At 39.2% G+C, this 15,405-nt stretch carries 7 protein-coding genes; 2 read left to right on the top strand and 5 right to left on the bottom strand.

All coding sequences use genetic code 11. The features are described from left to right. Positions 1 to 32 precede the first annotated feature (32 nt). From coaBC to BARBAKC583_RS06540, 5 genes are all read right to left on the bottom strand, one after another. On the bottom strand, positions 33 to 1,352 hold the full coding sequence (gene coaBC / locus BARBAKC583_RS06560; protein ID WP_080512682.1) for a bifunctional phosphopantothenoylcysteine decarboxylase/phosphopantothenate--cysteine ligase CoaBC: 1,320 nt from the start codon (positions 1,350 to 1,352) through the stop codon (positions 33 to 35). Between the two features lie 153 nt (positions 1,353 to 1,505). Further along, a complete protein-coding gene (gene ubiB / locus BARBAKC583_RS06555; RefSeq protein ID WP_005768153.1) occupies positions 1,506 to 3,095 on the bottom strand; it encodes a 2-polyprenylphenol 6-hydroxylase in 1,590 nt (529 codons plus the stop codon). A 3-nt stretch (positions 3,096 to 3,098) separates the two neighbouring features. Continuing rightward, entirely contained in the window at positions 3,099 to 3,881 is a 783-nt protein-coding gene (ubiE, locus tag BARBAKC583_RS06550; RefSeq protein WP_005768151.1) for a bifunctional demethylmenaquinone methyltransferase/2-methoxy-6-polyprenyl-1,4-benzoquinol methylase UbiE, read from the bottom strand. A 117-nt stretch (positions 3,882 to 3,998) separates the two neighbouring features. Further along, positions 3,999 to 6,428: a DNA topoisomerase (ATP-hydrolyzing) subunit B gene (gyrB, locus tag BARBAKC583_RS06545; RefSeq protein ID WP_005768149.1), complete on the bottom strand. Its 2,430-nt coding sequence runs from the start codon at positions 6,426 to 6,428 to the stop codon at positions 3,999 to 4,001. Between the two features lie 399 nt (positions 6,429 to 6,827). Beyond that, positions 6,828 to 8,360 (bottom strand): YifB family Mg chelatase-like AAA ATPase, encoded by a 1,533-nt coding sequence (locus BARBAKC583_RS06540; RefSeq protein WP_005768147.1) that lies wholly within the window; start codon positions 8,358 to 8,360, stop codon positions 6,828 to 6,830. Between the two features lie 409 nt (positions 8,361 to 8,769). On the opposite strand from BARBAKC583_RS06540, the gene BARBAKC583_RS06535 reads away from it, so the two are divergent. Continuing rightward, positions 8,770 to 10,731: an autotransporter assembly complex protein TamA gene (locus BARBAKC583_RS06535; RefSeq protein ID WP_005768133.1), complete on the top strand. Its 1,962-nt coding sequence runs from the start codon at positions 8,770 to 8,772 to the stop codon at positions 10,729 to 10,731. Continuing rightward, positions 10,731 to 15,383 (top strand): translocation/assembly module TamB domain-containing protein, encoded by a 4,653-nt coding sequence (locus BARBAKC583_RS06530; protein WP_005768131.1) that lies wholly within the window; start codon positions 10,731 to 10,733, stop codon positions 15,381 to 15,383. The genes BARBAKC583_RS06535 and BARBAKC583_RS06530 overlap by 1 nt, the downstream gene beginning before the upstream one ends. Positions 15,384 to 15,405 lie beyond the last annotated feature (22 nt).

The raw sequence follows: 15,405 nt of genomic DNA, 5'->3' as shown, positions 1-15,405 counted from the left end.
TTTCATTTAAAACAAAAAAAGTTCTGTTTTTCTTAATCAGCGAAAGCAGAAGAGTCAAAAAATGATATGATAATGTCAGTCAATTTTTGGGCTACTTGTTGTTTACTCATGCGTGGCCATTGTTCAATATTGTCTTTGCTGATGAGACATATTGTATTTGTATCAGAACCCATAACGCTTGTACCATCAGCATGGAGAGAAATGTCATTAGCAAGAATAAAATCTGCTTTTTTCTGGATACATTTTTCCTTCGCATTGATGACGATATCACATGTTTCAGCTGCAAAACCAATTACGAGTGGAGGGCGGTTGAGGGCGTGGCCGATCGTTGCCAAAATATCAGGATTTTCGACCATATGTAAGGATGGTGGTGTTGTATTCGCTTTCTTTTTGATCTTTTTTAAAGAGTGCGTTTGGCTTCGCCAGTCACACACAGCGGCAGCAAAAATAGCACCATCAGCAGGCAAAGCTGCTTGAACAGCCTGTAACATTTGCAAGGCTGTTTCAACGTGAATAGTTTTTACTCCCTGAGGATCAGGAAGATTAACAGGGCCGCAAATAAGTGTTACTGTAGCACCTAAGTGAGCCAAGGCTTCTGCAATGGCATGGCCTTGTTTGCCTGATGAGCGATTGGCAAGATAACGTACCGGATCGATGTGTTCATGGGTAGGGCCAGAAGTCACAATAAAATGACGGTTGACAAGAGGTTTTTTTTTCACACATAAAAGAATTTGTGCTGAGGCTACAATAGCTAAGGGTTCACTCATTCGCCCATAACCACTTTCATCGCGTTCGGCCATTTCACCGTTTTCTGGTCCCACCATATGCACTCCATCTGCTTGCAATCTGGCAATGTTGCGCAGGGTTGCGGGATGTGTCCACATAGCGGGATTCATAGCTGGTGCAATTAAAAGCGGGCAGCGTGCTGCCAAAAGAATACAATTGGCTAAGTCATCTGCTATGCCGTTGGCTATTTTTGCAATACGATTGGCAGTTGCTGGTGCTAAAATAATTAAATCAGCGTGACGTGCTAATCGAATATGGCTAATGTCGAATTCTTTTTCAGATGAAAATAAATCACAATACACATTACCATGGCTCAAGGTTTCAACAGCTAAAGGGGTAATAAATTTTTGCGCTGCTTGTGTCATAATAACATTCAAGTGCGCTCCATGTTCCTGTAAACGACGGATCAAATCAAGAGCTTTATAGGATGCAATACCACCACCGATAATAAGAAGAATCGATTTTGATTGCAGTGATCGCATCTCTGCAATACTTTCTTGATTTGTTGATATGGATGATCCTTTGGTGTTACTGAGCAGGTAATGCGTTTCTTCTTTCATAGACATAGAAATCCCTTTTTCGCAGCGTGCATACATATAAAAATTCTCTGGCTTTAGATGCAAAGACTGCGAATGGTCATACTAAACATAAAATGCATCTAAGAAATAAAATAATTTCAACGATTTCATATGCTACATTTTTTTAGCATGTTAAGCAGGTTAGGCAAAATGAAAAAAAAGCAAAAAGGTCGAAAGAATACAACAAAGAGCAATGATGAATAGACTATAGCGACTATGACGATTAATGTGTTTTTGTTCAAAAGCAAGCTGTTTGAGAGTGAGAGGGGAAAGATAAAGTCCTGTTTTTGTCATTTGGCTTAAGCCTTCTTCTATACGCTCAAAATTTTGTACCAATTGCGGCGTTTGACGTACTAATGAAAGCAGTGCTTGTGCTCCTTCATTTAAATCTTTTACAAGTCCTACAGGCCCTAAATTTTTGCTAATCCACTCTTTGACAACAGGTTCAGAAGCTTTCCACATATTAAAATTTGGATCCAACGTGCGGGCAACCCCTTCAACAACAACCATAGTCTTTTGTAGCAACAACAATTCAGGTCTTGTTTGCATGTCAAATAATTCAGTAACTTCAAATAAGAGTGTGAGCAATTTGGCCATGGAAATGCTTTGTGCTGATTGTCCATGAATGGGTTCACCAATCGCTCGGTTAGCTTGAGCAAAGCTCTCAATATTATGATGCGCTGGTACATAGCCTGCTGCAAAATGTGCTTGTGCTACACGATAATAGTCGCGCGTGATAAAACCATAAAGAATTTCAGCAAGAAAATATTTTTCTTTTTTACCAAGTCGTCCTGTAATTCCTAAATCAACAGCAACAATACATCCCTGTTGATCCACAAACAAATTACCAGGATGCATATCAGCGTGAAAAAAACCATCACGTAAGGTATGACGGAGAAAAGATTGAATGAGTGTAGCTGCTAAGGCTTTCAAATCAAAACCAGCTTTTTTGAGTGCTGAAATGTCAGATATTTTTATGCCATCAATCCATTCCATTGTTAAAACATTACGCCCTGTTCGTTCCCAATTAATAGCAGGAACTCGAAAACCCACGTCATTTTGAGTATTTTCAGCCATTTCTGATATGGCTGCTGCCTCTAAGCGTAAATCCATTTCCATGTGTGTGGTTTGTGCTAACGTGTCAACGACACGAATAGGGCGTAGGCGCCGGGAAGCAGGTATGTAACGTTCCTGTAAATGAGCAATAAGATAAAAGCCTTTAAGGTCTTTAGCAAAACGTGTTCTGATATTGGGGCGAATAACTTTAACAGCACATTTTTTTTTATTCCCCATTTCGTCATAATATTCAGCTGGATGGACTTGAGCAATAGAAGCAGCCGCAATAGGTGGATGAAAATTTAGGAATAAATCACTGATAGAGCGGCCAAGTGAATTTTCAATTTGGGAAATGGCTGCAGTGCAAGGAAATGTTTGAACACGATCCTGGAGTTGTGACAATTCTGTTGCAATATCGCGTCCAACAATATCAGGGCGGGTCGCAAGAAATTGACATAATTTGATATAAGAGGGACCAAGTTTATTTATGGCATATGAGATATTTTCAGCTCGGCGCTTCTTTTTTGTTTTGCTTCGCGCTAAAATACTGGCTATACGATGACAGAAAGCTGGAAAGCCTTGCAGGCCATCATTGGGGAGAGCACTTATAACTCCTTCACGTGTTAAAACCCATCCTGCACGTATAATTTGGAAATAAGTGGAAATTCGTGCCATTGCTTAGATTTTCCAGCCTGAATGCAGCGCTGCGATGGCGCCCGTGAAATTGCGATAAGATACCCGTGAGAAACCTGCGCGATTGATCATACATGCAAAATCATCTTGTTTAGGAAACATACGAATGGATTCAACCAAATAGCGATAAGCATCACTATTTCCTGCAATCAGCTGACCAAGTTTAGGAATAGCATGAAAAGACCAAAGGTCATAAAGTTTATCAAGGAGAGGCATTTCAACGTTTGAAAATTCTAAACATAAAAAACGTCCTCCTGGTTTTAAAACACGAAAAGCTTCAGAGAGAGCTTTATCAATATGTGGTACGTTGCGAATTCCAAAGGCAATCGTATAGGCATCGAAGCTTTGATCTGAAAAAGGGAGTTGTTCTGCATTGGCTTCAACAAAGTCAATAAAAGGGGCAAGACCATTTATCTGTGCACGTTTTTTGCCGACGTTAAGCATCGAATGATTAATATCAAGTACTGTGGCATGAGCTTTTTTGCGTGAGGCGTTGAGGATTCGAAACGCGATATCACCAGTGCCCCCGGCGACATCGATTACTTTCCAGCCAGATATCGCTGGTGGAGCTAACCATGTAATCATGGAATTTTTCCAAATACGGTGTAGTCCAAGAGATAAGATGTCATTCATTCTGTCATAATTTTCAGCAACAGAATGAAATACACCATCAACCATAGATTGCTTTTGTGCTTCATCAATCTGTGTGAAGCCAAAAGAATTTTCCATGCCACCTGTAGCTCCTACACGTTTTGTTTCAGCTGTCATGTGTGTGATCCTTTTTATTTTTCTTTTATCGTAGATGCAGGATAGAGAAAACGCCAAATACGAGAAAATAATTTCAACAACCACGATGGTTGATACAGCTTAAAATAAAGAGCACACTTAGATATCAAGATTAGCAACGTTTAGGGCATTTTTTTGAATAAAAATTCGCCGTGGTTCAACTTCATCACCCATTAACTGGGAGAAGAGAGAATCTGCATCAGTTGCGTCATTGATTTTAACTTGTAAAAGAGAACGCGCATCAGGATCAAGAGTTGTTTCCCAAAGCTGATCAGCATTCATTTCTCCAAGGCCTTTGTAACGCTGTAAAGTAATACCTTTTTTACCGTTTATAAAAATACTTTCCAATAAACTCGTAGGACCAAAAATGCGTTCTGACTTATCTTTGCGACGCAAAAGAGGAGGATCACGATAGATGTCTTTGAGATTTTTGGCAATATGACCAATTTGGCGTGCATCTGCTGAATTTATAAACCCTGCATCAAGAGTAATAACATCTTTAACTCCGCGCAAAACGCGTTCAAAGCATAAACTTCCATCTGATGTATATTGACCGCTCCAACCACGTTCCATATCATCAGCAATTAAATCAAGACGTTTTGCTATCGTATCCGCTATTTTTTGTGCTGTTTCTGGTGTTGCAAAAGCCTCAAAATTGAAAGCACCAGCGATTGCTGCTTGCTCAACAATATTGCGGTCATAGCGGGTATGGAGACCGTTTAAGAGTTGGCGCAACAAACGGGCATCTTGGACGAATTGGCGTAAATCAATGCCTGCACAAACCTCACCACTTGATAATTCTAATGTTGTTTCTTCCAAACCACTATCAATTAAGAAATCTTCAAATGCTGCTTCATTTTTAATGTACTGAGAGGATTTACCACGTGATACTTTATAAAGAGGTGGTTGCGCGATATAAAGATGACCACGTTCAATTAATTCAGGCATTTGTCTGAAAAAGAAAGTGAGAAGCAAGGTGCGAATATGAGCGCCATCAACATCTGCATCTGTCATAATGATGATTTTGTGATAACGCAATTTATCAGGTGAAAATTCATCCTTACCAATAGAGGTTCCAAGGGCAGTAATAAGCGTACCAATCATTTCGGATGAAAGCATTCGGTCGAAACGTGCTCGTTCGACATTAAGAATTTTACCGCGTAAAGGCAAAATTGCTTGATTTTGGCGTGAACGTCCGCTTTTAGCTGAACCACCAGCTGAATCCCCCTCGACGATAAAAATTTCTGATTTTGTAGGATCACGTTCCTGACAATCAGCAAGTTTACCTGGTAAAGAAGTGATATCGAGAGCTCCTTTTCGCCGTGTAAGTTCACGCGCTTTGCGTGCTGCTTCGCGCGCTGCAGCAGCTTCTACAACTTTGCTAATGAGAATTTTTGCTTCATTAGGGTGTTCTTCTAGCCATGCTGAAAGTCCTTCATTTACCAAATTTTCAACAATTGGACGGACTTCAGAAGAAACCAATTTATCCTTTGTCTGTGAAGAAAATTTTGGATCGGGAACTTTAACGGAAAGAATGGCTGTGAGTCCTTCACGGCAATCATCGCCAGTTAAATTAACTTTTTCTTTTTTTGCAATGCCTGAGGATTCAGCATAACCGTTAATTTGACGTGTTAAGGCGCTGCGGAATCCCGCTAAATGGGTTCCTCCATCGCGTTGAGGAATATTATTGGTGAAACACAATACTTTCTCATGATAAGAATCGTTCCACCATAAAGCAACATCTACACTGATCCCATCTTTTTCGCTTGTGATGTAAATCGGTGCATCAATTAAGGGTTTTTTTGATTGGTCAATATATTTGATAAATTCAATTAATCCACCTTCGTAATATAATTCTACTGATCGAACATCAGCATGGTGTTGGTTAACAAGAAGAATGTGTACACCAGAATTCAAAAAAGCTAATTCTCTAAGACGACGCTCTAATGTTTCGAAATCAAATTTAACCATGGTGAAGGTTTCGGGGCTTGGTAAAAAGCTGATTTCTGTGCCACTTTCTGTACCGCATTGACCAACGACTTTGAGCGGAGCATCAGCCACTCCATGAGTAAACGACATTTCATGGATTTTACCATCACGCTTGATTCGAAGGCGCAACCAAACCGATAGTGCATTAACAACAGAGACACCAACGCCGTGTAATCCCCCTGAAACTTTATAAGAATTTTGATCAAATTTTCCACCAGCATGAAGTTGCGTCATGATCACTTCAGCAGCTGATACATGTTCTGTTGGGTGAATATCAGTTGGAATTCCACGTCCATTATCACAAACAGAACAGGATCCATCGGCATGGAGCGTAACATTTACAAGAGTTGCGTAGCCAGCTAATGCTTCATCAATAGCGTTGTCGACGACTTCATAAACCATATGGTGTAAGCCTGAACCGTCGTCGGTATCACCGATGTACATACCAGGACGTTTACGGACAGCATCAAGACCTTTGAGAACCTTGATAGAAGCGGCACCATAGTCACCAGATGTCGGTGAGGTTGTTTCATCACTCATAAGTCAATCCATTTCTGTTTTAAGTTTATTAGCTCTTTTTAGGCTTATTGTTCAAATAAGTTATTGATGAAATAATCATATTGACATTTACCGTATATCACCCAGATGTTCAACATTTGCCAATTATAATAATGGAATGATTTGTGCATACCCAAATGATATCAATTTTCTTATTTTTTGTGTTTATTAGATTGGAAGAAAATCAAAGAGATTTTCTGGTATTTTTACGATTAGTAATTTTAATTGAGAGAGTGTGATAGTATTTTACTACTTCACAATTATTAGGGGAAAAATAATATCAGTAAATATACTTACTACAGAAATTTTTAGAGTATGATGGCATTCTTACAGGGTTTTATTTTTCTGATTATTTCATTTTGTTTTGATAAAAGATTCCGTTTAATTGAGAGCTACTAATCGTTCATTGCCCAATCTATAAGAAATAGCTTCTGCGAGATGGTGACGAGAAAGTTTCTGCGCTTCATCAAGATCGGCAATAGTGCGTGCAACTTTGAGAATACGATGATAAGCGCGTGCAGAAAGGCGCATTTTTTCACTAACATCCCTTAGTAAGACAGCTGCATTTTGGTCTGGGGTGGCAATCTGTTCAATAATTTTTGCAGGACAATCGCCATTGGTGCGAATATGGGCAAGATCCATTTTGGCAAACCGTTTAGCTTGAATAGCACGGGCTCGTGCGACGCGTTTTGCAACATTACAACTTTTTTCGGATTGTTCTGGCTGCATAAGATCCATTGCTGTTAAAGCAGGGACATCAATGCGCAAATCAATTCGATCGAGCAGGGGACCAGAAATACGAGCCTGATAATCGGTTTGGCAACGTGTCCCTTTGGCACAAACATAACCTTTTTCACCTGCCATTCCGCATCGGCATGGGTTCATTGCAGCAATAAGTTGGATACGCGCGGGGTAGCTAATATGATGATTAACACGGGCGATGATACATTCTCCACTCTCTAAGGGTTGACGAAGAGAATCGAGGACTTGAGGAGCAAATTCAGGAAATTCATCAAGGAATAAAATGCCATTATGAGCGAGAGATACTTCTCCTGGTCGTCCTTTAAGGCCACCGCCAATCATTGCTGCCATAGAAGCAGAATGATGTGGAGCACGAAAAGGGCAGTGGAGTGAGAGGGTATTATAGGCTGTTTCCCCTGCAATAGAAGCAATTAAAGAGACATCTAAAAGCTCACGGCTATCAAGAGGTGGTAGAATAGAAGGTAAACATTGGGCTAACATAGATTTTCCTGCTCCAGGAGGGCCTACAAACAGGAGGTTATGTCGCCCAGCTGCGCAAACTTCTAAAGCACGTTTAGCGGTTTTTTGTCCTTTAATCTCGCAAAGGTCTGGTAGTTCAGTTTGGATTGTGTATTGTCGCGGTTGTGGCCGTTTTTGAATTTGAATTCCTTTAAAATGATTAATTATTGTAAGAAGAGTATCGGGTGCTAGGATGTCCATATCTGCATTAACCCATGCAGCTTCGGGTCCGCATTGGCGAGGACAAATTAGACCTTTATCAAGTGATAAAGCTGTCATTGCAGTTGGTAAAACGCCATTGACAGCAGTAATAGATCCATCCAGTGATAATTCCCCTAAAATGAGGTAGTTTTTTACGATTTCAGAGGGTAAAACTCCCATAGCAAGCATTAAGCCGATAGCAATGGGTAGATCATAATGCGATCCTTCTTTGGGCAAATCAGCCGGAGCAAGATTAATGGTAACTCGTTTGTTTGGCATTGAAAGTCCGCAAGCGTAGAGAGCTGCTTGCACACGTTCACGGCTTTCTGCGATGGCTTTATCCGCTAACCCAACAATAGCCATTCCTATTTTGCCGGAAGAAATCATGACCTGCACATCAACAGGGATTGCCTCTAGACCACGAAAAGCAACTGTCGTAACACAGGCAATCATTAATTGATTTTCCCCCTTGATAATTTTAAGAAACAACCATATCTGCTTATAAAAATCAAGAAATGTCTATATATTTTTTTGATAAAAAGATCTGTATAAGCAATAAATACGCTTTTTATGGTGCCGTTATAATTTGTATAAATTTAACTATAATATATACGGCCGAAAAAATATATTAGATTAATTCAATGAATATGTTATAAGGGAAAAAGACAACTATTTTGTTTAACGAGGGGTTAGATTTTTAGCATAAGAGAAAAAACACTGTAGAAAACACACTATAGGTGAGAGTGCTATTTACTCCCATTAAAATGCGTAAGAATCTCAAAATAGATATGTTTGTATTGCTCTTTTGGCGTTATTTTTAAGGAAAACAGTACTAAGTATTTGTTTAAGAGTATCTGATTTGATGATATGTCAGGCAAAGGTTTTGTTGCAATCAGGAATCTTACGCACTGCGTGTTTAGGCTTGTGTTTAGTCTTTTCTTTTCCGCAGCCACTTGCAGCATTTGAAATTTTTGGCATTCATTTATTTGGTGAAAAAAAGTCAAATGCTCCTTCAGATGGCATTCAGGGTGCACAAAAATCCTATAAAGTTGATGTTGTTGCGCCGCCAGGTGCACCACTAGAGGGCGTGAAAATAGTAAAAACTGTTTCTTCTCTTGTTGCGGATCAGGATAAATCTGTTTCTAGTTCTGCAGGTTTGTTGGCAAAAGCTCGTTCAAATTATAGGGAAATTCTGTCTGCTTTGTATGCGGATGGGCGTTATGGCGGTGTTATTAGTATTAAGATCAATGGATTGGAAGTTGCTGATGTATCTCCCATGACTGAATTACCCGATAAATCGACTATTGTCATTACGGTTGATGCGGGTCCACAATATGTTTTTAATGCTGTGCGTATCAATAAGGCTTCTCCGCTTGCAAAGTATAAAACAGGTGGAATGATTTCAGTTGAGGATTTAGGCTATAAAGTTGGAGCTTTGGCAAAATCAGAGACTATTCTTAATGCAGAAAGGTGGGCAATTGAAGGGTGGCGCCAGCGAGGTTATGCGAAAGCAGATGTTATCAGTCGTGATATAGTTGCGGATCATGCTAGGCGTATAATTGATGCGCAAATTGTAGTTGATCCTAAGCAAAAAGCTTATTACGGTTCGATAAATGTGCGCGATGTAAATAAACACCCACACATAGATCCAATGTATGTCGTATGGATGACAGGATTGAAGCCTGGGCAGCAATATGATTCTGAGGCTGTGGCCAAAGCGAATAAGCGACTCGCACGGCTTGATGTTTTTCGTTCTATCGATGTGCGTGAAGCAGATACAATTAACTCTGATGGTCATTTACCGCTTACAGTCGTTGTAGAAGAACGTAAGCTAAGACGTTTAGGCATGGGTGGTAGCTATTCAACATTAGATGGTAGTGGGGGTGAGATTTATTGGACCCATAGCAATCTTTTTGGTCATGCAGAACGTTTTAAAATTGAAACCAAAATAAACAGTATCGGTCGTCGCAAAGAGCAATCTTATCATCCAAAGAATTTCAATTATCTTTTGGAGGTAACGTTTATTAAGCCTGGTATCATCACCCCTGATACAGATTTGGGGGCAGAACTAAAAGTGCAACGGGACGTCTTAGATAGTTATATCACAACAGCTATTAAAGGAAAATTGAGTCTTACACACGTCATCAATGATAATTTATCAGGGCGGGTTGCTATGGTTATTACTAGAGGCCATTTACATGATAATCATCTTGGAAACCGCAATTTCACGGTGATTGGGTTACAAAGTGATTTAATTTATGACAGCCGTAACAATAAGCTTAATGCAACAAAAGGTTTGTATAGTGAAGTGATCCTTAATCCTTTTTACGAAATGAACTTGAGCAGTTTTATGACAAAAATGACAGTAGAAGGTCGTTCTTATTGGGTACTTGACACGAAAAATCGTTTTGTTTTTGCAACGCGGGCAAAGCTTGGCACAATCATCGGGAATAATAAGATTTTATTGCCTCCAGATGTGCTTTTTTTCTCTGGTGGGGGTGGATCTGTTCGTGGTTACGCGTATCATAATATTGGCATTAAAACAGAAAATGGTATTATTGGCGGGCGTTCACTTATTGAAGGTTCAGCGGAATTACGTTTTTCTTTGAATGATGATATAGGGCTTGTCAGTTTTGTTGATGGTGGTCGTGTAGAGGAAAAAGCAAATTTTGGTTTTTTACAAAAAATCAAATGGGGAATGGGTATCGGAGGACGTTATATGACAGGTCTTGGTCCTGTACGGTTTGATGTAGCCTGGCCTCTTAAGCGGGAGAAAGGTGATCCTCGCATAGGGATTTATGTGGGGATAGGGCAAGCATTCTAATGAAAAAAATATTATGTTTAGGGGGAATTTTATTTGCTGTTTTTCTTCTTGTGATAAGTTTTTTTCTGTTTATACAGAGAGATCGTTCATCTTCTCTTGAAGCGGCAGCAGATAATCGTTCTTGGTTTATTTCTTTTATTGAACGTAAACTTTCAACGCCTAATCACCAAGTTCGTTTGAACAATGTGCAAGGAATACTGTTTTCTAAGACGTCAGTTGATGCCATTACTGTCAGTGATCATAAAGGTATTTGGCTTAAAATTGTCAATGCTAAGATAGATTGGAATCGTCTAGCTTTGCTCAAAGGGCATGTTCAGATTGATCAGCTTTCAGCGGAATATATCACGTTTTTACGCAAACCGCAGGATTCTTCATCAATTTCTTCTTCCGACTCTAGCCGATTTTCCATACCTAAATTACCTATAGATATTTCCATCAATACGTTTGTTGCAGAACATATAAATTTTGAACAAGATTTTTTTGGTCTTTCTTCTGATGTGTCGTTAAAAGGACATGTAAGCTTGGTCAATGGTGATTTTAACGCGGATATAACAATTGATCGTTTGGATGCGCCGGGTCATTTTTCTATTCTAACAAAGTTATTGAATAGCAGCCGTACAGCTAAGATTAATATCACTGCTGATGAGCCCAAAAATGGTATTTTGGCCAATATTCTTCGTGTTGATAAGCGTCCTGCACTCAATTTCGTCGTTACAGGCAATGGTACTTTTGATGATTTGAATATTGCACTTCGTTTGGAAGCTGATCATCAACCTATTTTGAATGGTAATATTGTTCTTGCCAGTGTTTCAGAAGGTCACCGCCTTTTTACTGAGTTAGCAGGAAAAATTGGTTTCTTAACACCTGCACAATATCGCAGCTTTTTTGAATCTGATGTTGCATTAAAAGCAGAAGCGGTGATGACAAAAGAAGGTGCGCTGCGCCTTGATCATATGATGATTCAAGGTGATGTGATTAACGTTGTTGCTAACACTGAAATAACAGCTGACGGATTTTTACGACGTCTTTTTGTTGATGGCCAAATAGACTTGAGTAAACACGGTGAATCTGTCCGTTTACCAATGTTAAAGGGAAAAGCGCGTGCAGATAATCTTGCTTTAACCATTGATTATGGTGGTGAGGGGCAACAAGCTTGGAAAGGCCAGCTTCATATTCACCATTTAAGTAGTGGAAATGTTCATATTAATGATGCAGTCTTTGATATGGGAGGAGTAAGCGAGAATCTTGATGATGTAGCTTCTCGTCATGTCGGTATTCAGATTAATGGTACTCTCCAAGGTGTTGTAAATTCTAATGATGAGTCTGCGGATGATAGTCAAACGATTTATGTAAAGATGGATACGGATATTTTTGCTGATAAGCCTGTATTGGTTCGTGATTTTAGTATTACAGCTCAAGATTTTTCCGTTTGGCTAAAAGGAGAAATAGATCGTTTCGTTTTTAAAGGTGATCTTGGTTTAAAAGCAAAAACACTTGCACCATTTGGTTTTTTAAGTGGGCAACCATTTTCTGGTAGTGCAGATATTGAAGCGAGGGGAGCTATAAATTTAACTGGGAGTGTTTTTAATCTTGAACTATCAGGGACTACTGATACAGTGAAAATGGGAGTAGAGGCGGTTGATCGTTTTATGCAGGGGAATCTTGTTGTTTCAGCTGCTGTTATTCGGAACACGAAAGGTGTGATTATCCGTCATTTACATTTAGAAAATCAACGCGCAAATGTAAGAGCTAATGGTCATTTTTCAAATTTAAACGCTGAGATGGATTTTTCTGCTCAAATATCCGATCTTGCCATTTTAGATCCAAGATTGGTGGGGGCAACTACAATAAAGGGTGCTGCTAGAGGGCACAATAATTTCATAACGATTAGCACGCATGTTGATGTTTCTGAAGCGCTTTTTGTGGGCAAAAAACTGCAAAATGCAACCCTGAATATCAATGCACTCATAGATAATACATCGCCGGCCATTTCCTACTTCAATGGTCTTGTAAAAGGAGAGGGAACTTTTGCTGAGAAACCATTGCAATTATCTGTTGCTTTTAACAATTCTGATCATCTTTGGAAATTTCAGGATATTGATATTAAAGGAGGTTATGCAAGTATAACAGGTAATCTTGCGCGAACGCTTAAAGGCTTTATGAAGGGGACTTTGCATATTGATGCTGATGATATTTCAATAATTTCTGCACTGATCTTGCAAGAAGGTAGCGGAGATGTGAAAGGGGATGTTGTTTTTGATGAACAAAATGGTAAACAAAGCGTCAATCTAAAAGCCAATATTGATCATTTAATATTTGCGAAAAATGAAATCAAAAAGTTAGAGATACAAGCGAATATATTCGATCCTTTTGGCACGATTCAGTTTGAAGGCTTTGTGAATGCAGAGCAAGTTCAGACACCGTTGATAATGGTCAATCATTTAAACGCTCATGCCAATGGTAGTCATGGGCAAACAGCCTTTCACGTTCAGGCGATGTTGCATGATGATGCAGATGCAAAGCTTTCTGGTTCTATAGTGACAAAAGGGTTGCCAGAGGGTGTGAAGCGAAAAGTGCAGCTTGAAACTGTAAATGTGGAGCAATCCGATTTTCATGCAACATTACTCAAGCCGGTTACAATCATTTTTAATGAAGACGAGGTAACGATAGGCAAGCTAGGACTTGCTATCAATGAAGGCAAGATTGTGCTTGCAGGAAATTTGCAAGATACTCTTAACCTACAGCTCACAATGGATGCTATTCCTGTTGCTTTAGCCAATTTGTGGAGACCTGATCTTGGTGCTGATGGAACTTTGACAGGGACAGTTTTGATGAACGGTCCTTTTGAAAAGCCTGATGTAACCTATGATGTCAAAGGTCAGGGATTGACGATTGCTGCTCTCCGGGAGAAAAAAATAACACCTTTTGTGCTTTCTGCTACGGGAAAAATGACTGATGGAATCCTTACTGTAGACTCGGATTTGTTAGGAGAGGGGTTGCAAGCACAGACACAAGGGACATTAGCTTTAAAAAACAACAAGCTTGATTTACATGTTCATTTAAAAAACTTACCTGCACATTTTGCCAATGGCTTGATGAATAATCAAACCTTTGGAGGAGTGGTAACAGGCAAAATCGATATTAGGGGAACATTAAAAGATCCATCCGCTCATTTTGAATTTTTGGGCCATGATTTAATTTTTTATTCTACAGCACATAAGAGGAGTGTACCGGTTAATATGGATGCTCGTGGTTCCTATGAACAATCAATACTTCATATTGACCATCTGATAGCGACTGGATCTAAGGAGTTGGATTTTGCTGTAAAAGGGTATGTTTCTTTATATGATGCCGGAATAGGATTGAGTATTAAAGGGACAATGCCTCTCGTTTTTATTGATCAATTTTTGGCTGAGCGTGGGGCGCATATAACAGGAACAGCAGAAGTTGACACGACTATTAATGGTGTTTTGTCGCAACCACAATTAGTGGGTCAATTTTCTGTAACTCATGGTAGTTTTTCTGATTCACAAACAAATTTGGGACTACGCGATATAACACTTGAGGGTAAATTAAATGGCGATCATATGATTCTAGAGCGCGCCCATGCTACTTCATCTAGTGGGGGATCTATTTCTGCTACAGGTCGTATTTCTAATGATTTGCAAACAGACTTAGTGATTAAGCTCAATCGTGCTAATTATAATAATGGGTCTATTCTGGCAACCCTAACAGGTGAAATGACAGTAACTGGTCGTGTTTTACATGATGATCTTGTTCTTGGTGGTGATATTACCGTTGAAAAGGCTGAAATTTTTATTCCTGACCATTTTCGAAATAATATATTTTTCAATATTAAACAGAAAAATTTAACTAAACCAATTCGAAAAACGCTTGAATATGCTAATGTTAAAATTGATAGCCAAAATCACAATGCTTCTGAACAAGATTTCTCTCTTATACATTTGAATATGAAAATTAAGGCTAATAATCAGTTTTTTGTACGTGGTCGAGGTTTAGATGCTGAGTTGGGAGGATATATTAATTTAACTGGTCCATTGCATGACGTATATCCAGTTGGTGAGTTACAGATGATACGTGGACGTTTTGATATTCTTTCACGACGTCTCAGTTTTGATCAAGGGCGAGTAAACTTTAATGGTTATCTTAGCCCTACTGTTTATTTTGTAACCAACAGTGATAATGCTGATGTTAATGTCATGGTAACGGTAAGCGGAACTATTGATAATCTCGATATTAAATTTACTTCACAGCCTGTTTTGCCGCAGGATGAAGTTTTGGCGCGTTTAATTTTTAACCGTTCTCTTAGCGAATTATCGGCCTTTCAAATTGCTCAGCTTGCCACTGCTGTAGCTGAACTTGCAGGCGCGACTAACGCATCTTTGTTAAGCGCTTTACGTAATAAAATTAATCTTGATGATCTTGATATTGTTGTTGATGAAAAAGGGAATACAGGTTTACGTGTTGGACGCTATATCCATGATAATATTTACCTAGGTTTTGAAACAGGACCGGATGGGGCAACAAAAGGAACAATTAATTTAGATATTTCACGCCGTTTCAAAATGAAAACTGCTATATGCAATGAAAAGAACTCTAGTTTTGGTCTATTCTATGAGAAGGATTATTAAAGATTATATTTTAAAGGAGGAT

This window comes from Bartonella bacilliformis KC583 (assembly GCF_000015445.1).
Classification (GTDB): Bacteria; Pseudomonadota; Alphaproteobacteria; order Rhizobiales; family Rhizobiaceae; genus Bartonella; species Bartonella bacilliformis.
Note: the sequence above shows the minus strand (reverse complement) of the source record. Positions and strands in the feature narration are given on the sequence as shown.